The organism is Prevotella heparinolytica (genome assembly GCF_004342845.1).
GTDB classification, from domain to species: Bacteria; Bacteroidota; Bacteroidia; order Bacteroidales; family Bacteroidaceae; genus Bacteroides; species Bacteroides heparinolyticus.
On sequence record NZ_SLXB01000028.1, the window covers coordinates 27,253 to 52,744 of the forward strand.

Consider the following 25,492-nt stretch of genomic DNA (forward strand, 5'->3'; position numbering starts at 1 on the left):
TGTTTCTTTTATTGCTTTTATCCTTTCAGTCCTTTTAAGTTATTTGCAATGGATTTTCTGTCTCAAGAATTTCGGTTTCAACACCATACATAGCGCAGGTACGAGCAGCACTGCGGCAATGAGGCATACGAAAATGATTGTTACCATCATCATTCCGAAAAAGCGGACAGGCAGGAAGCCTGAAAAGAGCAGAACTACAAATCCGATAATAACGGCAATGGCATTGAATACGATACCGCGTCCCGTTGCCTTGAACAAGCGATGTACAGCCTCCTTATCGTCGTAACCCGCACGTCGTTCCTCCCGATACCGCCAGACAACATGAATCGTATAGTCCACGCCGACTCCAATAAGGATAGAGGCTTGGAAGGCGGTCATAAAGTTCAGGTCGATACCAAAATATCCCATCAGTCCGAAAAGCATCAACATGGCAAACATGAGTGGAACGATTTGCAGTAATCCTGCCTTAAACGATTTGAAACCGAGGGATATAATGATAAATACAACAACGAGGGAAATCAACAAAGAAAGGAACTGCCCGCTTACGACATGCTTGTCCATATCCGTGAATACATCGGCATTGCCACCAACAAGTTTCACATTGGGGTCATCTTTTACCATTTCCTTGATTTGAGCAACACATTGTCGCAATACCGGTGTGTTCAATTCCTTGAAACGAATCATCAAGAGAGCTTTCTCAAAATTGAAATCCACCATCTTTTCCAAATCCCTCTGACTGCCGCTCATCAGATACAACTCGAAGTATTGTGATACGGCATCGTAGGTGTCGGGGATTTTATCATAACCTTCTTCGCCTTTGTTATAGAGAGCACGGCTGATCTGACGTGTAACTTTCGCGATAGACTGCGTTGTTCCCACTTCGGGGATTTCTCGCACCTTTTTCTCCAAATCATCAATTTTCTTCAACAAGGCAGGGTCTTTGATGTCGCCTTCGAACACGACACAGAGCGGAAAGAAGCCCCCCAGCTCCTTATTGATGATTTGTGCGGACTCCTTCGCAGGATGTCCGTCAGGGAACAACTCGGCGGGATTTGAGTTGATGCTGAAACGCAACAGTCCGGCTGCTCCGATTAGAGAAATGACCACGAATAAAGCCAAAATAGTCTTGGGCTTTTTCGTTACCCAATCGGCAATAAAGTCCAATAATCTGTCCAACCCTATTCCTCTTTTGCTTTTAGGGTTGTTATCCGCTCTCAATCGAGGTTTGGTTTTGGGAAGTACCGAACTCAATGCAGGTATAAAGAACAGACTTCCAATCAAGGCAAGTCCGATACCGATACTGCCAAGAACTCCCATCTGTCCACCGGGAATCAGCACATGTCCCAACATACAGAGCAACCCTGCAATGGTTGTCAATCCTGACAAGATAATGGGAGCGCCGAGACTTGTAACCATTTTGACAGACAATTCTTTTGCTGTATAGTTGTTTCCGGGAAGATTGTCTCTTTGGTAGCGGGCAAACATGTGTATGCCATAGGAATTGGCGGTGGCAATCAGCAATACAACTAAAATAATGGTCGTAACGGCAAACTTCCATCCCAACAAAGGTGTTGCACCCAATGCCGTGAATATCGCCATGACTACAATCAGAATGGGAAGCCATACCCCTCTGAACTGGCGGAAGCTGATAAAGAGAAAGACCATCATCAACAACAATCCGAGAGGAATGAGCCGAGCCATATCCTTCTGCATCATTCCCGCATTCTGCATTCGCATATACGGAGAACCTCCCAAAAGAACTTTCTCTGTGCCGGGATACTTGGCAATCATTGCCTCCACTTGGTCTATTACGTCCTTGTCCTTTGCTCCGGGTTCAAGCAATCCAATAATGGCTGTGGTCGTAAAATCTTTGGAAACCACGCTTCCATAGACAAGGTCGTTACCGGCAAGCTCTTTCTTAATAGTGGCAACATCTTCAGCAGTCCGTGGAATCATTTTCACGGCCGCATCAACGGTCATTGCGTCATTCTCACTGCGGACATTTTTCAATTCAAAGACGGACATTACCCGTTCTACGCCTTTGATGTTCTGCATATCTTGCGAGAAATGCTCCACACGCTTCAGTGTCTTGCCATTCACGACATCATCTGTCTGTACGACAATCATTACCATATCCGTACCGCCAAACATTCTTTCTATCTGTTTTTGATTTACACGAGAAGGTAAATCTTCCGGCAGATAGGTAAGCAGGTCGGGATTAAAACTTGCATTCTTCATCTGAAAGCCCATAAAGGCTGTCAGTGCAAGAAAGAACACGATGACCGCCCAGCGGTATCGTATCACAAATTCAGCTAACTTCTTCATTCGATATTATTTTAAGATTAGATAATCTAAAACGAAACTTTCAACTCTGTAAAAACCGAGTTCTTGGTCTTTTCCAATATCCCAAACAGACGGTCGTCCGGTCCATAGAACAGCTGCCCTCCCACCGTAAGCGTAACGGCATCGGCTATGGCATAACGAATCTTGGGTTGGAAGAAGTATTCTTTCGTGCTGAACTGGCACAGTCCGAGCAGTTCCACGTTCAATGTTTCGTGGAGTAATGACAGTGCAGGTCTGACCGAAACCGAATGATTCCAACGCTCGTGTTGCGTGAAAACAATACGGTTCAGTGAGTTTAGTTTCTGAACTATCGGATTGCCTTTAATGGCTGTCTCCAAGTCCGGTATATACTTACCTATGTACTGTACAATCAAACTGAAATTATCCAAGCTTCGGTCAATCCCTATTGTATATTCCATTTGCTTATTTGAAACGGAATAGATGGGATTATTGCCTTTGTCGGGGAGTGAACAGGCAAATTCACCTCTTAATCCGTAGTTACCCAACGAGGTGGAAAAGTCCATTCCGACAACATGCACCCGATATGGCTCTTGCGATAAAAGGATTTCAGAAGGAGTTTTTTCATAAGCGATGCCGGGAAATTTATGTAACCCGTTGTAATAGGAAAGAGAGAGGTCGAAAGACGGTTTTTCCAAATCTATTTTCACTCCGAAAGACTGGTTCTTCCATCGGTAAGGACGTTTTTCATTGTTCCATACAATCCCATCTCCCATAGGCTTTCCGATGAAAGGGAACAATGATGATTTGTAAACGGGTATCCAATCTACTTCGATACGGAAGGGATAAGGATTAAAGACACCTTTCACTACGAAATTTCCCAGACGCTTATCGTCTTCCTCCGGTGAGAACACACAAAAGTCTTGGGGTGTAACGTTATTGGTCGGATTGAAACCGTCTGCCCGTCCCCAAAGAACGATTTGCTCACCCACACGAAAATCGAACTTGCCAAGATTAAGATTTACATAAGCCTCGCGGATGTCAAACTTATGATTGTTGTTGCCATCGGCTCTGTAACGGACTTCCGAAAAGGCGGAAGCACTTATGCCGATGGGAACTTCTAATTTCAAGGCACCCTCTCCGTAGTAATTGCGTATTTCCTTTTCTCCGCCAAAAATACCTGCACGGAGATAACCATTGATTTTAATGCGGTTATCCTGCGAGATTTCTTCTGTCTGGAGAGAGTCCGTTTCATTCGGAGATTGCGCATAAACAGAAATACCGGAAAACAATGAAAAGATTGTTACTCCGGCAAAAAACTGAAACTTAAATATTTTTATTTTCATTGCCTGATGTTTTTGCAGGCAAAGTTCGGAAGATTGCTTAGGGTAAAATAACCCTCAAATAGCAAGTAATATCCCTATTGCATAAAACTTATAGAGAGTCGAGAAATTGTTTGGGTTTTATACGATGATATTTATGGAAAGCTTCTGTAAAATGGCTGAGATTGGCGTATCCGACTTTATAGCCCACTTCAGACACCGAGTAGAGACGGGTGGATAGCAGGCGCTTTGCCCATTCCATCTTTTCGGATAGAGCATACTCGGCAATCGCCTTGCCAATGACCTGCTTGAAACATTTCTGTAGTTTGGAACTGCTCATATTGGCTTCGCTTGCCAGTTCTGGAATGCTCGGCACGTTGCCGAGGCTTTGAAGTATTCTGCGACGGACACGAAAGACTGCCTCCACATCATTTAGATTCAAATTGGATAGAGATTTCACCTCCGAGCGCTTTTCAAGTTTTTCGAGGAACATCGTCAGTAACTCTATCGCCTTGCCGTGAAGATGAAGTGCGGAGAACAGGGCATCGCCCTCGGCTATTGACTTGATTCCGTCCAATATCTGCTGCATGGCAGGCGTGATGGTCTCGAACAGATAAAAAGCCTTGTCTGAATGAAGCAGCCGACCGATGTAACTCTCGTGAGCCATATCCATCTTTCTCAGCCAATCCTTATTGAAAGTCAGCGTAATGTTCTCATACCGTCGCTTGGGCGGGAAACTCCACTCGGTGGGGATGCTACTCGAAGGCATGAAGATACCGTCGAGTGTGTCAATTCCTACCGTTTTCGTGCTGGTGCCGATAATCTGCTCGTGCTTATGCTCATTGATATAAAACATCACGGGAATCCATTTTGAATTTTCCACCGAACGGCGAATCATCGTCATCGGCTCGTAGGCCACGAAACTGATATAGGTCAGTGTGAGCCACGGCAACGGATAGTATTGCTTGAAAAAGCCACTACCCACCGAAGGCGGAACGGAAAAACCGTTATCCGTTACCGATGTGCCGAATTGCTCGGCAACCATCTCCATCCAATCTTCTGGCTTATTGATTGCACAAAATTCTATGGTCATATCATCATGTCTTTTTGCAAAGATAATAAATAACGAGGATAAAAGATAGAAGAATGCTTCTATTTTTACCCTCGTTGAATTTGTTTTTAAGAATGAAAATGTAGAAAATTAAGGATTACCGCAAAATGCCCTTATCCATTATTCAAATACGAGCAGACTCGAAGGTACCCCTACTGTGGTAACAACAGGTTTAGGTGAACATGCTCCTGTTGCGGGATTGTAGGTATAGTACCCAGTTCCTTCTTTGCAAGTCATCCCAAAAACTATTTCATCTTTCCATTTCCCATAAGTGAAGCATCCCATGCTTGTAGTTAGAGGCAAATTAATTTTCTCGATGGTTTTATTCCGCACATCGATTCTGACGGGTTGATAATTGAAGTCAAGGATAGAAGATTGTGCAGGATCATTGTGCATAGTAAGAGATGGAATATTGACACAAGCATACACAATACCATTTCCTGCATAGTAATAATATAGTATCCAACCATGTGGCTTATCAATACCTGTTGCAGGTGTTTTAGAGAGTTGGAAGTGATAGTCTTTATCCCATTCATCTGTCCCATTCTTAATACGAACAAAACCATCCTTCAAAGGATTATTTCCTTCCATACCGAGGCTGTAAAAATACATATCCCCTAATTCGTCAGTAAATGCAATCGTATGCCGAAACAAGCCGACGAATCCTACGCGGTCATCTTTTATCACTTTCTCAACCTGATGGGTCTTCAAATTAATGATAGCAACCTCTGCGCCAATACCCGGATAAGCAGTGTAGCGTGTTTGCTTCTGCTGAAGAGCTACATACAGTTTGTCTTTCGACTTGGAGAGAACAGCACAACCCGGATCAGGATTATTATCTTTGTATGCGTATTGGGAGAGATCTATTTCTGCCGTTTGTTTCATTGTTTGCACATCAAGTATGCTGATTTTACCACGCTGGCTGAGCACGACATAGGCTTTTCCATCATTCGAAAAGGTTATTTCACCAGGAGCTGAACCTTGTCCGAAAGTCACGGATTCTCCTCTCACGAGATAACCGTTGGCATCACGTGTGAATTTATGAACTTTATCGCCTCCGTTCCCATCGGCGACAAGCACTGTATTCCCTTGGGCAAAAGGGTAGGCTCCGAATGCAAATTCAAAAGCCTTTTTATTGTCCACAGTCTTTTGAGAGAGGTCTGCGAATGTTCCTAAGTAGTCGATTTTTTGATCAACTGTGTTGAAACAAACGAAATGCTGTTTCGTTTCTACAGGACTTGGAGTTGGTTCATCATTCTTATCGCATGACGCCAATCCAAACGTCCCGATAAACATAGCCGATAAAGCCATGTACTGAAATGTTGTTTTTTTCATTGCGTTGTTATTTATAGAGTTAAAAAATATCTTTCGAAAATACATATCTTAGTTTGATATAAAATGTACGTCCTGCCAATGGACGACGGAATTGGTCCCAAACCTCTTTATTGGCGATGTTATGGCATTCTAAAGCTATAGAGTATTTATTTCTGTAAGTCAATAATACTCCAAGATCATTAGTAAAACTGCGAGGAATACGACGTTTCTGTTGTTCCGTCAGTTCCCAAAAATAGAAAAACTCTTCTGTGAATTTCCCATCCCAGAAAGCCTTAACATGCCAATTTTTCAACAATTTATCACTGTGATACTCTGCTCCGAAATTAGCAAACAGATAAGGTATATTGGGGACACGCATTCCCTTTGTCGGATTGGGTGTTGTGCTTTTTGGGAGATAATCGAGAGCATCTCGTACATCTTGATAGGTAAAGTTAGCGTAGGCATATACTGAAGGGGTTATGTCTGCTTTCAATTCAGTTTCAAGACCTTTAATATTGACTTTTTCTGCGTTTACATATCCCGCAGCCATATGCTGATGAATTAGTTTTATCATATCGCTCACTTGCATATAAAAACTGTTTACCTCAAATTGAAGTCTTGATATGCCAAATATGTTGTTTTTGTCTATCAAAAATCCCAAATTAAAATTGTGACTTTTCTCTGGTTTCAATCCTGCAGCAGGAAATGTAATAATGCCGTCACCAAACAATTCTTTTGAATTAGGAAGACGTATTGCACGCTGATAGGAAGCTTTCAAGTGAAATCCATTGAAAGGCTCATATTTCAACGCTTCAATCCAACCAAATTGTGAAGCAGTATTCTCTTTTTGCTTTGGTGGCGTTGATATTTCATATGAAGTCAAATCATCGATCTTTGAGTTTAGATAATAATGCTTTGCTGACAACATATTAGTTAGTTTCCTGCTGAACAATTTTGATTCATAAGTAAGTCCTGACACAATGCTTATTTTCTTCCGTGGGAAGCCTGCCACTTCAAAACCTGCATGCTTACTGGCGAGATCATCCTTTGGTTGTTCATGAGCATAATTGAACAATACATTGAGATTGAAATTGTGATTGGACGAAATTTTGTAGTCGAAATTGATACGCTCATTAAATTCGAAAAAATTATCATCCGAAGCGTGAGGAACACTTCCAGTCTCTCCTTGTCCATTGGGAGAGGGATAGATATTTCCTTCGAAGTCATGGTTCACTCGTGCTGTATCTGTAAAATTATTTGTTGTATGAGAGAGAGAAAAATGCGATTCAAAATGGAGACGATTATTCAACATCCCTTTTTTTATCAGCTTGTTCTCGAACATAAGCATACTGGATTTGTTCTCGGCGTGCTGGATATTCTTCAAGACTCCTTGTATCTCGTTAAAACGGTTGTAATACCCGAACTCTGTACTAATCTCATCGAACCAAAGTTTCGTAAAAGCGACTTTCCCTTTCAGCATATACGAACGAAAACGGTCATGGTCTCGCTTCACCAATAGGTTCTCTCTTTCGGGAACTCTGAAGGAGTAATCATTCTTTGCAGAAGTATAATACCCTCCTGCACCGAGCAAAATACCACTCTTTGGGAAATTCTTGCGAGAGAAGACGTTTCCTTTGTGTGTTTGATAAGAACCTAATTCATACGAAGCATCTAAATAGTCCGTACTGAATTCTTTCGTAACGATATTGACCGCTCCCCCCAATCCGTCGCAACCGAAACGAGCAGGAATGATACTCTTATAGACTTCTATCCGTTCGATAATATCTATAGGAATTTCATCAAGAGAAAACGTACCGTCCGAAGTGCTCATAGGAATTCCATCCCACAGTATTTGGATGCGATTGCCTTCTAATCCATGAACAATAATTCTTGAACTGCTTCCCAAACCACCAGTTTGTCCGACTTTCAATCCTATGGTCTTATCTAAGATGGTCTCCAAAGAAACTGAGCGACCTTGTAAATCTTTACCATTGATTACAGTAATTGCTTCAGGAGACTCACGCATAAATTGAACTTTGGATTTACCTGTAACAACAACGCCATCCAACTCTCGTGCATTTGCCCGAAGACGTATTGTATGCTTTTTTATGGACGATTTCAATGTATCTATAGCCGTTTCATAACCGACATATCGGGTTAAAACAACATAAGAATCGACACCTTTCGCTTGTATTTGGACGATACCACGCCGATTGGTTAAAGCACCATTCTTAAAAGAAGGAACTCCTATTGGTTTCCATTGAACAGTTGCTGCCTCTATTCCATTTCCATTATCCGCATCGACAACCTTTAATTCGACTGTATTTGTCTGCGCATAGAGGTGTAGCGGAAATAGTATTGAAAGAAGCAACAGACTTACACACCTTGAAGTATAATCATATCTTGAAACTTTCATACAGTATATTTCTCTTTGAAACTTCTTGCAAAGTTAAAATGGTTATTCCGCAGAAAATACCCCTATTCTCCATACGTATGCCCCTGTTGTAGCATTTCTATGATATATCGTTTCGGGGCATTCTTCTATTCATTCAGGGTATTTTATCCGTGCTCATCTCCGTACCTTTGCATCTTAGAAAAATCAAACAGAAATCGATATGAATAAAGAGAAAATGAAGCCTCTTGATGAGGAACGGGAGAGCCGTAGCCTGCTCTCCAATGCAGTGGTTGTGCTGCAACTCGTTTTCGGCACACTGCCCCTGCTGCTCGTGGTATGGGCGGTGGACAAGTTGATGAACGGCACATTCTCTTCCACAATAGTTTGGGGAGTTGGAGGAGTAATGATCCTATTCGCCTTGCTTCGAGGCGTGTTCTACGGAACTTCGATTTGGCGGGCGCACCGCTCGGCTTACAATGCCCTTACACGATTGAGGTTGCGTATCATAAGTCATTTGCAACGCTTGCCACTCGGATTTTTTCAGGAGCGTAAGGTGGGCGACTTGGTGAACATCATTAACCATGACGTGGAGCAAATTGAGATTTATTTGGCACACGGATTACCCGAGATCCTCTCGGCAACGCTTTTCCCTGCCTTACTATGTGTAATCATTATGGTGTTAGACTGGCGTTTGGGGCTGTCGCTCATTTCTCTTTTGCCTGTAGCATTTCTTCTGCAAATGGCTGTCAAAACACTTTGGGGAAAGAGCTTTCGACACTTTATGGAAAGTACGCAAAAAATGTCGGAAGACCTTTTGGAATATGTGGCTACCATACCGGTAATCAAGGCTTTCAGCAACGAGGAAAACAGAACGCAGCAGGTGCTTGGTGGTATGCGCGACTACATCCGTTGGGTGAAGCGAAGTATGTTCAGCGTTACTGTTCCGATGACATTGATAACGATGTTCTTGGAAGGTGGTATCGTAGTAATGACCCTTGTCGGGCTATGGCTGATGACTTCGGGCGAACTGACCGTGACACGTTTTATCCTTGCCCTAATATTGGGTGGACTGTTCTCGTCCTCCTTTGCTAAGTTGGCGACATTCCAACATGTCCGAATCGTCTATGGACAGTCGTTGGCAAAAGTGCAGTCCATCACAGAGGTACAGACAAAGGACACGGCGGACAAGAAAACGGATACGACACAAACGGATGTTTGTTTCGAGCACGTTACATTTTCCTATCCAAACAAGAAAGACAATGCGCTGAAAGATGTATGTCTTCAATTTCCGAAAGGTAGTCATACAGCTATCGTAGGCGAGTCAGGGTCGGGAAAAACCACGCTGGCAAGTTTGATGATGGGGTTCTGGCACCCCCAAACAGGTACTATCCGATTGGGAGGAGAGAATATTACGGAACTCTCCGAACGTAATATCGCTGATTATTTTTCGATGGTACAGCAGGAGGTTTTTCTCTTTAACACAACCATTCGGGATAATATCCGTATAGGAAGACCTACCGCCACACAAAAGGAAGTGGAAACGGCAGCACAGCGTGCTCATATTCATGATTTTATCATGGGATTGCCGAATGGTTATGATACGCTGGCAGGCGAAGCTGGCGTAAAATTCTCCGGCGGAGAAAAACAGCGTATTTCCATTGCCCGAATGTTGCTCAAAGACTCTCCAATAGTTATTCTCGATGAAGCCACCGCTGCTTTGGACGGAGAGAATGAGAAACTAATCCAAGAAGCTCTTGATGAATTGCAGCGCAACAAGACCGTCATTACCATTGCCCATCGTCTCAATACGATTCAGGATATGGAGCGTATTGTTGTGATGGACAAAGGGCAGGTTGTCTCAAAAGGAACACACCAAGAACTGCTGAAAGACTGTTCTCTGTACCGCAATATGACGGAGACGCAAGAACAAGTAAGTAAATGGCAACTGAAAGAAGAGGAGGTATAAACAATGGTACGCAATATATTGAATGAATTGACCGCTCGCGGAGTGCGGCATCTGATTATCTCTGCACTGTTTTTCGTGGTTTATGCTCTTTGTGGCACGGCAATCATGCTAACCGTCCTGTTCCTTATCGACCGTCATATACAGGGAGAAAGCATCTCTTTCATTTCGGCAGCATGGTTACTTGGCGGTCTGCTGGTATTGAAAACCATATCCAATGCCATTGCCGATATGAGCAAGCATTTTGCCGGATTTGATCTTGTGGAACGTATCCGTGAGAAAATCATATTGAAACTGAAAATGTTCTCACTCGGTTTCTATACCAATGAGCGTCTGGGAGAGATAAGTACAGTCATTCACAAAGACGTGGATAATATGGAAATGGTAGTAGGACATCTATGGACACGGATGTCTGCTGATTTCATTGTAGCTCTGATACTTGGCATCGGACTGTTCTGTGTGGACTGGCGCATGGGATTGACAATGGTAGCCATTCTTCCTATTGCCCTGTTTTCTCTGTATCGGGGCATTCGCTCGGGAATGAAAGCACAGGAAGAGTCTCAGAACAATCTGGCGGATATGGTCAGCCTCTTTGTAGAATACGTTAAGGGCATTCCGGTTTTGAAAGTGTTTGGAGGAAAAGGAATGTTCCGTGACAGACTCGACCACTCTGTCAGTGAATTTGGAGAAAGCAGTAAGAAGACTTCACGTTTGGCAGCTGTGAGTGTGGGCAGATACACTTTCCTTATAGAGTTGGCTTTCGCTCTGATGGCTACAATCGGTCTTTGGTGGACTTGGCACGGAGAACTTTCCGTTTTTGCCTACCTCATGTTCATTATTGTCTCGAAAGAGTTCTACAAACCTTTTGTCAATATGGAGAGTCATTGGCTGAACTACATCAAGGTAAAGGACAGCTACGGACGCATTTCCCACCTGTTGGACGCTCCCATTGTCGTCAATCCATCACAGCCGAAAACAGCGGAACGCTTCGACCTGTCATTTGAGGGAGTCGGGTTCCATTATGAGAAGGAAAGTTTTGAGATGAAAAATCTCACGTTCAACGTTCCCGAACGGACGGTAACGGCACTTGTTGGCTCGTCAGGTTCTGGTAAAACAACCATTACCAACCTGTTACTTCGTTTTTGGGAACCGCAGAACGGCAGTATCCGTATCGGTGGTATAGACATTCGAGAAATGGACTATGATTATCTACTCGGTAAAATCAGTGTGGTGATGCAGAATGTTATTCTCTTTTCAGACACCATTGCCAATAATATCAAAGTGGGCAACCGCAATGCTACGCAGGAAGAAATCGAGGAAGCTGCACGACGGGCGATGATACACGACTTTATCATCAGTCTGCCAGAAGGTTATGAAACAAAAATCGGAGAAAACGGTTTGGGACTGTCCGGGGGGCAGAAACAAAGGCTTTCAATCGCCCGTGCTTTCTTGAAAGACGCTCCCATCATTCTTTTGGACGAGATAACGAGCAATGTTGACCCTGTCAATGAATATAAGATACAACAGGCAATGTCTGCCCTTATCCGAAATCGCACAGTCTTGGTCATTGCCCATCATTTGCAAACCATCCGTAACGCTAATCAGATTATCGTGATGGACAAGGGACAACTTGTAGAGAATGGAACGCACGCCGAACTCGAAGCAAAAGGCGGAGTGTATTGCAAACTATTGTCAATGCAATAACCTAATCAATGAAAAATATGGAGGTATGGAGTTTGAGCCATACCTCTTTTTTTGCCACTTCTATCCATATCGAAGCCACAAGTACGCAGTTATCCAATACCTCTAACATACACGGTTTCTTTGGTTTACTTTTGTCCGTGCACCGCTGTTGGTGTCATTAAATACATTATAATATGGACGAAAAAATCAAAGACCAAGAAGTCCTTTTGGTCAAGGATCAAAAGGGCGAAAACCTCAAAGCCGTCACAGGAACGGACGAGAAAGGCGGACTGAAAACCGTTCCGCCTACCGCCGAGCATGAACAGAGCTTCCTGAAGTTCGACAAGCACAGCAATGCGCTGGAAAACTTCCTCTCCAACTTCATGCGGCAGTTCAAGCATCCCACACCGTTGAATTTCTTCAAAGTGCCTTTTGAGAGTGCCGTTGCCAGTGCCCGCGTACTCTCGGAGATGCTCCAAGCTCCGGATGTTCCCTCCAATAAGGAGATGCTGGACTCCGCCCGTGTCAATCCCTCAGACTATACAGGAGAGCAGAAGCAGTTCTTTCAAGGCATTGACCCCGACAAGGTGAAGTGGGAGCAGTTCGAGCAGATGGGTGTAAGCCGTGAGAGTCTCGAAAAGGGCAAGCATCTTGATGACCTACTTCAATACCGCAAAACTCCGCTTATTCCCATCGCAATCAAAATCGGAGAAGTCTCCCTTTACACCGATGCCCGTCTTTCTCTGAAAGCCTCCGGAGACGGTACGTTTATCCCCGTTGTCCACGCCATCCGCAAGGAACCACAGTTGGAACGCGAGTTCTTCGGGCATACCTTCACCGACGAGGACAAGAAAGCCCTAAGAGAAACGGGTAATCTCGGTCGCACCGTGGAGCTGACCTTCCCCGGCAAAGATGAACCGACCCGCAGTTTCGTGAGTATTGACCGCCTGACGAACGACATCATCGCCCTGAGTACCGACCGGGTACGCATCCCCGATGAAATCAAGGGCGTGAAGCTGACTGATGAGCAGAAAAAGGAACTCTCGGAAGGAAGGAGCATCTATGTAGAGGGCATGACTTCCAAAACGGGAAAGCACTTCAATGCCAACCTTCAATTCAATGCCGACAAGCGGTCTATTGAATTTCGTTTCGGCTCTCCCAAGCAGGAACAACGCCAAAGACAAGCCACCGAAGGACAGGAACAAACGGAGCAGAAAGAATTGCGTGTCCCCAAGAAGATGCTGGGACGTGAAATCTCTCCCGAAGAGCAAGCGAAGCTCAAAGCAGGTGAAACGGTCTATATGACCGGGCTTATCGACAAAAAGGGAGAGCCTTTCAATGCCTATGTGCGTCCAAACTTCGAGAAGAACAAGTTCGACTTCCTCAAATGGAATCCCGACAAGTCCCAAACCAAAGAGGTAACTCCCGACAATGCTTCCCGCACACAGGTCGCCGTCAATTCCGAAGGCAAGACCAACGAGGCTACCAAGCATGTGAAGGAGCCGCTCAAACAGGGACAGACAGAACCTACCGCCCTGCAGGAACAGAAGGAAGAGGAGAAGAAACGTTCTAAGGGAATGAAAATGTAATCCGCCACCACTAATATCCAAAAAGTAAGAACAAATGAAAGTCATCATAGCAGAAAAGCCGAGCGTAGCTCGTGAAATCGCCCGTGTCGTTCGGGCAACCAACAAGAAGAATGGTTATATCGAAGGAGGCGGCTATGCCGTCACGTGGGCATTGGGACACCTGATAACGGCAGCCATGCCCGAAGCCTACGGCATCAAGGGTTTCCGCAAAGAGAACCTGCCGATTCTTCCTTCCGTCTTTACCCTTATTCCCCGCCAAGTCAGGAGCGGTAAAGGCTACAAGGCAGACCCCAGTGCCGTTGCCCAGCTCAAAGTCATTGAAAAACTCTTCAAAGCGGCAGAGGGCATCATCGTAGCCACCGATGCAGGAAGGGAGGGTGAGTTAATCTTCAGGTTCATCTACGAGTATCTCGGCATTGCCAAACCCTTCGACCGTCTATGGATCAGCTCGCTTACGGACAAAGCCATCAAAGAGGGGCTTGCCCGTCTGCAAAGCGGAGCGGCGTATGACAACCTCTATTATGCCGCCCGTGCCCGCAGCGAAGCCGACTGGCTGGTGGGCATCAATGCCACACAAGCCATATCCATAGCGGCAGGGCGAGGCACTTACTCCTTGGGCAGGGTACAGACTCCGACCCTCTGTATGGTCTGCTCTCGTTTCTTGGAGAACAAGAAGTTCGAGCCACAGCCATTCTGGCAATTCAGCCTTGCCGTAAGGGAAGGTGATGAGAGTTTTCGCTTCTCCTCTGCCGACCGCTGGTTCGATAAGACGGAAGCCACTGCCCTGTACGAGAAACTCAAACAAGCTCCTTATGCCACTGTAGAGACAGTTGTGCGTAAGGAGACCAAACAGGAACCACCGCTTCTGTATGATTTGACCACTCTTCAGAAAGAAGCGAACAGCCGATACGGATACACGGCAGAACAAACCCTTTCCTTGGCGCAGAAACTCTACGAAAAGGCGTACATCACCTATCCACGCACGGGCAGCCGCCATATTCCCGAAGATGTCTTTGCCGAAATTCCCGCTTTGATAGCATTTTTGCACGACCATCCCGTATGGGGTATCCATGCACGCCGACTGACCGAACTCAATGCGTATTCGGTGGACGGCAAGAAAGTGACCGACCACCACGCCCTGCTCATCACGGGCAAGAAGCCGATAGACATGTTCGGAGAGGAAGTAGTCATCTACGACATGATAGCCGGACGTATGCTCGAAGCCTTTTCCGCCCGATGCGTGAAGGATGTCAGCACGGTTACTGCCGTCTGCGGGGAGGTGAAGTTTATCCTCAAAGGAGAAATCATCAAGGAAGAGGGTTGGCGTGCTGTCCTCAAAAACAGCAGGAAGAAAGACAAGGAGCAGGCGGAAGCCGAAGAACGGGAAAGTCGGGAGAATGGAGAAGGCATCATCATCCCCCAATGGGAGGAAGGCGGACAGCTTCCGCTCTGTGCCTGTTCGCTGGCACAGGGAACGACCAAGCCCAAGCCCCTGCACACGGAAAGTTCACTGTTGGCAGCTATGGAGACGGCAGGTAAGGAATTGGAGGACGAGGAATTGCGTGCGCAGCTCAAAGATTGCGGTATCGGCACGCCTGCTACCCGTGCCGCCATCATCGAAACCCTTTTTGCCCGCGAGTACATGGTACGCCAAAAGAAGTCGCTTGTTCCCACGGAGAAAGGACTTGCCGTCTATTCCATTGTTAGGGAGATGAAAATCGGCAATGCCGAGATGACCGGACAATGGGAAGCAGACTTGGCGAGAATCGAACGGGGAGAATTGAAAGAGCGGGATTTCCGCACGGGCATCGAAAGCTATGCCACTCAGATTACCGACGAACTGCTCTCTTCCAAAATCCTCTTCCCCAAGATACAGAGCGACATCCATTGTCCCAAATGCGGCAAAGGAACACTGGTCTTCTATCCCCGATGTGCCAAATGTTCCGATCCCGATTGCGGACTGACGCTTTTCCGCAGCGTGGCAGGCAAGAGCCTCACGGACGAGCAACTGACGCAGTTGGCGGTGAACGGGGAGACAGGTATCATCAAAGGCTTCACCTCCAAAGCGGGCAAGAGCTTCGAGGCTTCTCTCTCCTTGGACGGAGAGTTCAAGACGGTCTTTGTCTTCCCCGAACGTAAGAAACCGGACAAATCCCGAAAGTAACTCCCCATAATTTGCTAATTTTGCCACTGAATGAAGCGGTCATAGACAATCATATTGTTTTTACTGCGGATTTTAGTGGTGGCACTCGGCGGGGACGTCGAGTGCCTTTGCATTATATACTCATTAAAATCACAGATATGACAGCCATTCGATTTTCCTATTACGAGCTATCCCTACTTTCTTTTCTTCGGGAAAGCCATCCCGAAAAAGCCGGTGATATTTCTTTTATCAAAGAGCGTGCGGCAGCTGCTTCCGAAGCCTATGCCGAAGCCTTCGATACCGCTCTTCCCATAGCCGAATGTATCGGTATCGCCAACAAGACGCTCTATGCGGGTTTGCACTTTTCCCACCACGATACCATCTCCTCTGTTCTTTGGAACGAGTTCTCTGCTGAAGTGCCGCTTGAAACGGTCAGGGAGACTGCTATCCGCCTGCGCCCGCTCTTAGAAAGTATCTTCACCAAGTATCCGATTTCGGATGAGTTCGCCTATATGCCCGAATACAACTCCCTCTATACGGAGATTACGGGCTTTGTCCAACTAAAACTCGAAGAAGATGGCAAGTTATAACAAGAAGGAGCATCTAAGGGCGAACGTAGAAGCCATCAAGACGGTCTTTGCCCTGCATCGGGAACAACGCACGGCAACGGAGGAGGAAATGGAGGTGTTGAGGGCTTATACGGGCTTCGGCGCATTGAAGTGTATCCTCTCTCCTGCCAACACGATGGAGGACATCGCCCGATGGAACAAGTCGGAGTTGGAACTTTTCCCCTTGGTGATGGAACTGCATCGCACCATTCGGGATAACACCGCTTCCGAATCGCAGTACAAGAGCTATATGCAGAGCCTGAAAAACTCCGTGATGACCGCTTTCTATACTCCTGCACCCGTAGTACGGGAGATTGCCGCTTCCTTACGGGAGGCAGGCATCGTCCCCAAGCGAATCCTTGACCCTTCAGCGGGAATGGGCGAGTTCATCCGCTCTTTTGACGGCATTGCAGCCGAAGGGCATACGACTTTCGGTTTCGAGAAAGACATCCTTACGGGACAGATGCTCTCCGCCCTGCATCCCGAAGACAAGATACGCATCCGAGGCTTCGAGGAAATCGAATCCAAGCTCGGAGGTTATTTCGATGTGGTCAGCAGCAACATTCCTTTCGGAGATGTGGCCGTCTTCGACCCTGTTTTCAGCAAGACGGCAGAACCTACCCGAAAGATCGCCCGCATGTCCCTGCACAATTACTTCTTCGTCAAGGGGGTGGATATGCTCCGTGAAGGCGGTGTGTTGGCATTCATCACCTCGCAAGGCGTTATGAACGCCACGACGAACGAACCGGTACGGGAGTGGCTGATGAACCATACCCGCCTTGTTTCGGCAGTCCGTCTGCCGAACAATCTCTTTACAGAAAATGCGGGGACGGAAGTGGGCAGTGACCTTATCGTCCTGCAAAAGCAGAGCGACAAGACAAGTCTTACCGAAGAGGAAAAGCGTTTCATCAAGAGTGAAAAGCGACCCAGCGGAGTGCTGTTCAACACCTATCTGCGAAGTATGTCGCAAATCGTGCATACCGAGTGGAAGCAGGATACCGACCCTTACGGCAAGCCCGCCATCCTGTTCCATCACGAGGGTGGAGCGGAAGGCATCGCCACCGATATGGGAAAAATTCTGCGGGCGGATTTAGCCAAACGCTTGGATATGGCGTTGTATCAAAAGCACCTCTTTATTCAGGAGCAACCCCAAGTTGCCGTTTCCGTTCCTCCCGAAGTCAAGCAGCAAGAAGCAACGCTTATGCCTGTCGCTTCGACAGAGGAGCAACCACACCAAGAGGTGGGGCAACCGAGAGAGGAACAGCCGACGGAGCAATCCCGAAGCAGTGTCGCTCCACAGGTACAACTGCTCGACCTTTTCGGCAATGTTATCCCGGAGGAAAAGCCCAAACGTAAAGCTGCTGCAAAACCGAAATCTGTCGAGACTTCACAAAGCAATGAGACGGCACAGAGGCTGAAAGACACGGGAGAACTATGGTGGCAACAGGACAAGGAGAAAGGGATGCAGCAGCGTCCCTATGAGGGAGTATGGCACGAACATCTCAAAGAGGGTTCTTTGCTGGCTTCGGACTTTCAGGTAGGAATGTTTGTCCGTGATATGGAGGACAACCGCATGTTCCAGCCCATAGACCTCCCGTTCCAAGAACGACAGAAAATGTTGCTCTACATAGACCTGCGGGATGCCTACCACGCCCTCTATGATTATGAAGCGGAACGCAAGGTGGCGAATGAATCCCTGCGACAGAACCTCAATGAACTGTACGACCGTTTCGTGCGGCAGTACGGACATTTGAACGACCGCAAGAACCACGAGCAGATCCTGATGGATGCCGGTGGCAGGGAAATCCTCTTCTTGGAACGGAAGGTGGATAAAGAAACGCTCAAAGCCGATATTTTCCATCAGCCCGTTTCTTTCAGCCTGCACGAAGTGACAGAGGTGGGCAATGCCCAAGAGGCGCTCTCGGCTTCACTCAATAAATTCGGAGCGGTGGACACCGGGTATATGCTCTCTTTGCTTCCTGACATCTCCGAAGAAGAGATGCTCTTCGAGCTGCACGACAGGATTTACTACAATCCTTTGGAGGGAGAGTATGAAATCGCCGAGAAGTTCATATCGGGCAATGTGGTCGCCGCTTCGGAGCGTATCGGACAATATCTTTTGGAGCATCCGGAAGACACAAGGGCGCAAGCCTCCTTGCAGGCACTGAAAGATGCCATTCCCGAACCGATACCCTTCGTGGACTTGGATTTCAACTTCGGGGAGCGATGGATCCCCGTAAATCTCTACTCAGACTATGCCTCGTACCTCTTCGACACGGAGGTGATGATACGCTACGATTCAAGTGCGGACGAATACTCTGTGGAGGCACGGATGCACAATGCCAATATATGGGACAGGTTCTGTGTGCGGGGACAGCATCGTCGCTACGACGGCATTGCCCTGATGAAGCACGCCCTGCTGAATACGACGCCCGACATCACCAAGAAAATCATGGTCGGCGACAAGGAGGTCAAGGTACGGGACACGGAAGCCATACAGATGGCAAACGCTAAAATCGATGAGATACGAAACGGCTTCACCGATTGGCTGAACGAGCAGAGCGATGAGTTCAAGCAGCGGTTGGAGAAACTCTACAATGACACTTTCAATTGTTTTGTGCGTCCCCAGTATGATGGTTCCCATCAGACATTCCCCGACCTTAATCTGAAAGGCTTGGGTATCGAAAGCCTGTATGACAGTCAGAAAGATGCCGTGTGGATGCTCAAACTCAATGGAGGAGGGATCTGCGACCATCAGGTGGGAGCGGGAAAGACGCTCATCATGTGCACCGCTGCGTATGAGATGAAGCGGCTCGGCTTGGCGAACAAGCCGATGATACTCGCCCTCAAAGCCAACGTGCAGGAGATAGCACAGACTTTTCAAACGGCTTATCCGAATGCCAAGCTGCTCTATCCGGGCAAGAACGACTTCACGCCCGACAAGCGGCAGCGGATTTTCCACGACATCAAGAACAACAACTGGGACTGCATTGTCCTCACGCACGACCAGTTCGGCATGATACCGCAGTCGGACGAGATACAGCAGAAAATCCTTCAGGACGAGCTGGACAGCGTGGAAGAGAACTTGGAGGTTTTGCGTCAGCAGGGACGCAGCATCTCCCGTGCAATGGAGAAAGGACTTGTCAAGCGGCAGATGAACTTGCAGGCGAAGCTGGATGAAATCAAGTTCAAGATAGAGAACCGCAAGGACGATGTGGTGGATTTCAAGACAATGGGCATTGACCATCTTTTCGTGGACGAGTCGCATACATTCAAGAATTTGATGTTCAACACCCGCCACGACAGGGTAGCAGGGCTTGGCAACAGCGAGGGTAGCCAAAGAGCCTTGAATATGCTCTTTGCCATACGAACCATTCAGGAACGGACGGGGAAAGACTTGGGAGCAACCTTCCTTTCGGGGACGACCATATCGAACTCACTTACGGAGTTGTACCTGCTGTTCAAGTACCTGCGTCCCCAAGCTCTCGAAGCACAGAACATCAAGACCTTTGATGCGTGGGCAGCCATTTTTGCCAAGAAGTCGGTGGACTATGAGTTCTCCGTCACCAACGAAATCGTGCAGAAGGAGCGTTTCCGCTATTTTATCAAAGTGCCGGAGTTGGCGGCGTTCTACGCTCAAATCACCGATTATCGGACGGCAAAGGACATCGGCATAGACCGCCCCGAAAAGAATGAAATCATGCACAATATCCCGCCCACACCCGAACAGGAAGAGTTCATCACCAAGTTGGTGGAGTTTGCCAAGACGGGCAATGCAGAATTATTAGGACGAGAGAAACTCTCCGATAGGGAGGAGAAAGCCAAGATGCTTATCGCAACGGACATGGCTCGAAAGATGAGCTTAGATTTGAGGCTTATTGATCCTAACAAGTACGGAGATCATGTGGACAACAAAGCCTCCCACTGTGCTGCCAAGATTGCGGAATACTATCACAAGTTTGAGGAGCAGAAAGGAACGCAATTTGTATTCAGTGATCTCGGTACGTATAAGCCGGGCGAATGGAACCCCTACAGCGAAATCAAGCGCAAGTTGGTGGAAAACCACGGCATACCCGCTCAGGAGATACGCTTCATTCAGGAAGCCAAGACCGACAAGGCACGAAAGACGCTTATCGCTGGAATGAATGCGGGGACAATACGCGTGTTGTTCGGTTCCACCTCCATGCTCGGCACGGGCGTGAACGCCCAGAAACGTGCCGTAGCCATTCATCATCTTGACTGTCCCTGGCGTCCTTCCGACTTGGAGCAGAGGGACGGCAGAGCCGTGCGTAAAGGAAATGAAGTCGCCAAGTTTCATGCGGACAACAAGGTGGATGTCATTATCTATGCTGTGGAGAAGTCTCTTGACAGTTATAAATTCAACCTGTTGCATAATAAGCAACTCTTCATCGAACAACTGAAAAACAACCGTATGGGCAGCCGTACCATTGATGAGGGAAGTATGGACGAGAAATCGGGAATGAATTTTTCCGAGTATGTCGCCATCCTCTCCGGAAATACCGACCTGCTGGAAAAGGCAAAGTTGGAAAAGAAGATTGCCGGTTTGGACAGTGAACGGCAGGCGTTCATTCGCAGTAAGTCATCCTCCCGAAGCCGATTGGACGAAGTTATGAGAACGGTGGACGGAAACAAGGAATTGATAGCCCGTTTCCAAAACGACTGGGACTTGTACCAAAGTCGTGTACAGAAGGATAAGGAGGGCAATATCCTCAACCCGATAACACTCAAAGGGGTGGAAGGAAGCGACCCGAAACGCATTGCCGCCAAGCTCGCGGAAATCAACGAGAAAGCCTGCACACGGGGAGAGTATTTCAATATCGGAACACTCTACGGATTTAATCTTGTGGTCAAGACGGAATCCTCCTCCAAAGACCTTTTCGACCTTTCACAGAACAAGTTCTTCGTGATGGGAGAAAGTGGAATGAAGTACAGCTACAACAACGGCAGGATTGCGGCAGCCCCGCAACTCGCCTGCATGAACTTCCTGAACGCCTTGGAGAAGATACCCGGCTTGATTGAGAAGTTTAAGGCGGACACGGAAAAGATAGCCAAGGATATTCCTGTTTTGCAAGAGGTCGTGAACGGATCTTGGAAGAAGGAAGAGCAGCTCAAAGACCTCAAAACGGAACTCGCTGCCCTTGACCGCAAGATACAGCTCTCTCTAAAACCCATCGAGCAGGGAGAGAGTGAGCAAGAAGGAACGGAGGTGATGCAGGACGGCGAAGGAAAGACGGAAGAATTGGAACGGTCACGTCCGATTGAGCCGACTGTCACCGCTCCCTTCGTCAGCACCTCTGCGGCTCAAACCGACAGACCGTTGGAAAGCAGCGGGCAGAGTATCTCCGCTACACAGCCCTCTATGAACGGACTGCCGCCGTCTCTGGCAGAAAAGGTGTTCGTTGTCAGACCGAAAATATAATCTGTAATGTTATCATCACATTCAAACGGCAGCCCCCCCCCGACTTGTCATTACGACAAAACGGGGGCTTTGCTGTTGCGTATAATCCGAAATTACGTGCCTTTGGACGGTCTCTTCTTTTTTCGTTTGAGGTTCTCCGTAAAGTGGGTTTGCATAAAGGCGAGGATTTCTGATTCCAGATACCACGTCTTGTGATAGACGATGTGGTAAGGAAGCGTCCCCGATGCACGGTAACGTTGCAGGGTACGCTTGCTCACTTGAAGCATCATGCACACCTCTTGGTTATCCAGCAGCGGTTCTCCGTCTATCATCGGACGTTGGGGGATGTCGGGAGCCGTCTGCTTCAAGTCATCAAAACGCTTCATGATGCGTTCCATCCATTCAAGGAAGGTCGCTCTATCCAATAGTTCCATCCTTTACCCTCCTGCTTTTAAGTTCGAAGTTATGCCGTAGCTCTTTCAGGTTCTGAGGATTGCAGTACAGGCTCTTGTTGCGTATCGCCTTCTCGATGTCATGCAGGTTGTAGTAGCAACGCCCGTAGATCATCTTGTAGCTGATTCTGTCCGTACTGCGCATACGCTGAAGGGTACGCTTGCTGATACCGAGTATCTCGGCTAACTCATCGTTGGTAACAAGGCGGTTTTCGTACTCTATCTTTGCCTTTTCCTCTTTCTCTACATAACGGAGGATTTTCTCTATCTTGCCCATCAGTTCGTGGTAGGCTTTGCTTTCGATTGTTATGACATCCATGACGCTTTGAGTTTGATTATGCTGCAAAGTTCGGGAGTTAAAACCGTCTGGATTGTATGCTAAATATGTACTGAATAGAGATTTTTCTGTCTGATTCCAAAAGCCATACGACAAAAGCATCCATATTGAAGCCACAAGTACGCAGTAAAGGAAATGCTGGTTTAGAATGCTTCCTCCGTAAGTACATTTGCACAAAGTGTAACATTAAAACGGACAAGAATATGGAAGTAATAACAATCGAGAAGAAAACGTATGAAGCCATGATGGAACGTTTTCGCATTTTGACCGCCAAAGTCGATGCCCTGTGTCGGGAGTGTGACGAAAGGCGTATGGGCAGGTGGCTGGACAATCAGGATGTCTGCCAAATCCTGAACATCAGTTTGCGTACCCTGCAAACTTACCGCAGCAACCGGATGCTGCCCTATACGCAAATAGGGTATAAGATGTTCTACAAGCCGGAGGATGTCGGGAAACTGCTCGAACAATCCTCCGCTTTATGACCAATGAATAGTATCACCACTAAATCCGATGTAAAATATGGACAACGATGTAAAGACCAAGAACAACGAAGAGATTGTGCACTTTCTCAACGCGAGCGACCGCATGATAAAGGGAATAGATGTCCTGCGGAAAAAGAACAGACCTCTGCTTAACGGGCATCGCTATCTGACGGACGATGAACTGTCCCGCCTGTTGCATATCAACCGGCGCACGTTGCAGGATTATCGCAACATGGGAAGAATCTCCTTTGTTAAGTTAGGCGGAAAGGTACTCTACCGGGAAGAAGATGTGGAAAAACTGTTGCAGGAGAATTATCGCCCTCGGTTTGAGAAGCCTTGACAGAGAAACAGGCAGTAAGAAATTCTTGTCTTACTGCCTGTTCTCATATTCAGTTGTACCATCCGCCTTTGGTATAGCACACGAGTAGCGGAGGAGCTGTTCTCTTCTTCTCGGTCAGTCTTCCGATTATCCATATACGGAAACCCTTTGCCTGTGGAGAAGCAAAGCGAAAAGACAGCATCGTTATCATTTCAAGGTTGTATAAATCCACCGCACCGCCCTTGAAAGATAAGGTTTGCATCACCTCGTCTTCTCTGAGCAAACCCTCTTTGAAGATAGACTTGATGTGGCTGTTTATCTTACCGGAGAATACGCCGAACAAATCGGCTATTTCACAAGCTGACATCCAAACGGGAGTTGTCGGGATATGTACTTTTCCATTCTCTCCAATGGTTATGATTTCTCTTTTCATCGTTCGTCCTCCTTATTATATAGTAATACCATTGAACTGCTCTATCTTACTCAGTTTGTCGGAGAGTGCCGCCATGTCCCGACTTTCCTTTTCGTGGGTGATTTTGGCGTAAATCTGCGTGGTGCGGATATTCGTGTGTCCGAGCATCTTGGAAAGGGTTTCGATGGGAACGCCGTTGGTCAGGCAGATTTCCGTCGCCATAGTATGGCGACTGGTATGCCACGTAATCTCTTTTTCGATACCGCAGAGTCCGATGATTTTCTTGATGTTCTTGCAGGCGGTAATGTACTGCGGAACGGGCAGGAGGTAATCCTCCTTCGCCATGCCATCGTACTTCTCGATAATCTGTTTCGGAATATCCAAAAGCATGATATTGGACTCCACACCTGTCTTTTGTCGCTTGGTCATAATCCAGAGTTTACCGTCAAAGGAAGTCTGAAGGTTGTCCTTGGTCAGGTTCTTCATATCGGTAAAGGACAAGCCCGTAAAACAGCAGAAGACGTACAAGTCCCGAACCAGCTCCATTGATTTACGCCTGAACTTCAAATCCAACAGCCTGCGGATTTCATCCTTGGTCAGATAGTCCCTGTCGGTACTCTCGGCGGATATGCTGTAATCCACGAACGGGTCACGAACTATCCATCCGTGGTTCTGGGCAATGGTAATCATACGGCGCAGGGGCATCATGTAAATCCATACCGTGTTGTTACAGCATTGCTTTTCGGTGCGCAGGAAGATGTCAAAGTCGGTAATGAAAGCCGGAGTGAGTTCTTTCAAAGCAATGTCGCTGACACGGTAGCGGTTCTTGATGAACTCCTCCAAATGCTTATAGACCGTGCAATACTTGTGGTAGGTGGATGGGCATCGCAAGCCTGCATCGACCTGTTTGAAAAAGTCCTCATTGTGCTGGGCAAAGACTTTCAGCAAGGTTTCATGCCGCATTTCCAAGCCCAAGAAAGCGTTCTTCACTTTCTCGGCAGTGACATAGTTATCCCGCTCGGCTATCTCCTTGTATTTGGCATTGATACCGACACGTATCTTGTCTAAGAAACGATTGGTTTCCAACGCCACGGTACTTTTGCCCGAAGCACGGTTGCTCTTGATGTCCCACAAGTCGGGCTGGATGTCGCATTTGCAACTGAACTGGGCTATCGTACCGTCTATGGTGATACGGCACATCACGGGAACGGAACCGTTCTTCTTGGGGGCGTTCTTTTTGAGGTAGAACAGAACCTTAAACGTACTACGCATAACTCTGACTTTTTACGGTTTACAAAACTATTCATTGTCAGGTTATTTGTTGCTATGCAAAACATTGTCGTTCAATGGTAAAGAAACAGTCCGCAATTTATTTGCCTGTTTCCTTTCATCGACGTACCTTTGTAGGAGGTAATCCCCGAAATTCAGGTCGGATTTTGCACTGTTCGTTACCGCTTTTCCCAATCCTCACTTGCAAAGGAGGTGGTAATGTTTTGGTAACGCTGCTCTGTCCGAAGTTGGTATAAACCCGTCTTTTCGAGGTTTTGCACTGAAAGGCTCGAAAGTCAGAACCGACTGACTCACAAATCATTCACGCTATTTCGCCTTTTCTTGAACCTTGGGGATAGATTTTTTTCAAAAA

17 protein-coding genes are annotated in these 25,492 nt (G+C 46.9%); 8 read left to right on the top strand and 9 right to left on the bottom strand.

The annotated features are described in order from the left end of the window. Window positions 1-39: 39 nt before the first annotated feature. The 5 genes from EV202_RS12765 to EV202_RS12785 all read right to left on the bottom strand — a co-directional run bounded on the left by EV202_RS12765 (window position 40) and on the right by EV202_RS12785 (window position 8,464). The gene (locus EV202_RS12765) at window positions 40-2,325 is read right to left on the bottom strand and encodes an efflux RND transporter permease subunit (RefSeq protein WP_004366606.1); all 2,286 of its coding nucleotides are present in this window, start codon (window positions 2,323-2,325) and stop codon (window positions 40-42) included. Between the two features lie 26 nt (window positions 2,326-2,351). Further along, window positions 2,352-3,647: a hypothetical protein gene (locus tag EV202_RS12770; RefSeq protein ID WP_131927329.1), complete on the bottom strand. Its 1,296-nt coding sequence runs from the start codon at window positions 3,645-3,647 to the stop codon at window positions 2,352-2,354. Window positions 3,648-3,735: 88 nt separating this feature from the next. After that, the gene (locus EV202_RS12775; protein WP_009347200.1) at window positions 3,736-4,716 is read right to left on the bottom strand and encodes a helix-turn-helix domain-containing protein; all 981 of its coding nucleotides are present in this window, start codon (window positions 4,714-4,716) and stop codon (window positions 3,736-3,738) included. 138 nt (window positions 4,717-4,854) lie between these two features. Next, window positions 4,855-6,069, bottom strand: a complete 1,215-nt coding sequence (locus tag EV202_RS12780; protein WP_009347198.1) for a YncE family protein — start codon at window positions 6,067-6,069, stop codon at window positions 4,855-4,857. A gap of 19 nt (window positions 6,070-6,088) precedes the next feature. After that, window positions 6,089-8,464 (bottom strand): TonB-dependent receptor, encoded by a 2,376-nt coding sequence (locus EV202_RS12785; protein WP_131927330.1) that lies wholly within the window; start codon window positions 8,462-8,464, stop codon window positions 6,089-6,091. 199 nt (window positions 8,465-8,663) lie between these two features. Here EV202_RS12785 and EV202_RS12790 point away from each other — a divergent pair, with 199 nt between their 5' ends. From EV202_RS12790 to EV202_RS12815, 6 genes are all read left to right on the top strand, one after another. Continuing rightward, entirely contained in the window at window positions 8,664-10,409 is a 1,746-nt protein-coding gene (locus EV202_RS12790) for an ABC transporter ATP-binding protein (RefSeq protein WP_099835367.1), read from the top strand. Between the two features lie 3 nt (window positions 10,410-10,412). Then, on the top strand, window positions 10,413-12,110 hold the full coding sequence (locus EV202_RS12795; protein ID WP_070693934.1) for an ABC transporter ATP-binding protein: 1,698 nt from the start codon (window positions 10,413-10,415) through the stop codon (window positions 12,108-12,110). Between the two features lie 173 nt (window positions 12,111-12,283). Beyond that, window positions 12,284-13,678, top strand: a complete 1,395-nt coding sequence (locus EV202_RS12800; RefSeq protein WP_131927331.1) for a DUF3945 domain-containing protein — start codon at window positions 12,284-12,286, stop codon at window positions 13,676-13,678. Between the two features lie 34 nt (window positions 13,679-13,712). Next, complete coding sequence (locus tag EV202_RS12805) at window positions 13,713-15,842, top strand: type IA DNA topoisomerase (protein WP_131927332.1); 2,130 nt, start codon at window positions 13,713-13,715, stop codon at window positions 15,840-15,842. A 137-nt stretch (window positions 15,843-15,979) separates the two neighbouring features. Then, window positions 15,980-16,411 (top strand): DUF1896 family protein, encoded by a 432-nt coding sequence (locus EV202_RS12810; protein ID WP_097559712.1) that lies wholly within the window; start codon window positions 15,980-15,982, stop codon window positions 16,409-16,411. Next, window positions 16,398-21,869: a helicase-related protein gene (locus tag EV202_RS12815; RefSeq protein WP_131927333.1), complete on the top strand. Its 5,472-nt coding sequence runs from the start codon at window positions 16,398-16,400 to the stop codon at window positions 21,867-21,869. Before EV202_RS12810 ends, EV202_RS12815 begins: the two co-directional genes overlap by 14 nt. Window positions 21,870-21,961: 92 nt before the next feature. Here the strand turns inward: EV202_RS12815 and EV202_RS12820 are convergent, their stop codons facing one another. Then, window positions 21,962-22,282 (bottom strand): helix-turn-helix domain-containing protein, encoded by a 321-nt coding sequence (locus EV202_RS12820; RefSeq protein WP_131927334.1) that lies wholly within the window; start codon window positions 22,280-22,282, stop codon window positions 21,962-21,964. Then, the gene (locus EV202_RS12825; RefSeq protein ID WP_131927335.1) at window positions 22,266-22,619 is read right to left on the bottom strand and encodes a helix-turn-helix domain-containing protein; all 354 of its coding nucleotides are present in this window, start codon (window positions 22,617-22,619) and stop codon (window positions 22,266-22,268) included. The genes EV202_RS12820 and EV202_RS12825 overlap by 17 nt, the downstream gene beginning before the upstream one ends. A 221-nt stretch (window positions 22,620-22,840) precedes the next feature. Between EV202_RS12825 and EV202_RS12830 the strand changes: the two genes are divergently transcribed. Both EV202_RS12830 and EV202_RS12835 read left to right on the top strand, forming a co-directional pair. Then, window positions 22,841-23,119, top strand: a complete 279-nt coding sequence (locus EV202_RS12830) for a helix-turn-helix domain-containing protein (protein ID WP_131927336.1) — start codon at window positions 22,841-22,843, stop codon at window positions 23,117-23,119. A 37-nt stretch (window positions 23,120-23,156) separates the two neighbouring features. Beyond that, entirely contained in the window at window positions 23,157-23,459 is a 303-nt protein-coding gene (locus EV202_RS12835; RefSeq protein ID WP_131927337.1) for a helix-turn-helix domain-containing protein, read from the top strand. A gap of 49 nt (window positions 23,460-23,508) precedes the next feature. Here the strand turns inward: EV202_RS12835 and EV202_RS12840 are convergent, their stop codons facing one another. Together EV202_RS12840 and EV202_RS12845 are read right to left on the bottom strand one after the other, a co-directional pair. Further along, window positions 23,509-23,871 carry a hypothetical protein gene (locus tag EV202_RS12840; RefSeq protein ID WP_131927338.1) on the bottom strand — a complete coding sequence of 121 codons (363 nt, stop codon included), beginning with the start codon at window positions 23,869-23,871 and terminating at the stop codon, window positions 23,509-23,511. 15 nt (window positions 23,872-23,886) lie between these two features. Further along, window positions 23,887-25,122: a site-specific integrase gene (locus tag EV202_RS12845; protein ID WP_131927339.1), complete on the bottom strand. Its 1,236-nt coding sequence runs from the start codon at window positions 25,120-25,122 to the stop codon at window positions 23,887-23,889. Window positions 25,123-25,492 lie beyond the last annotated feature (370 nt).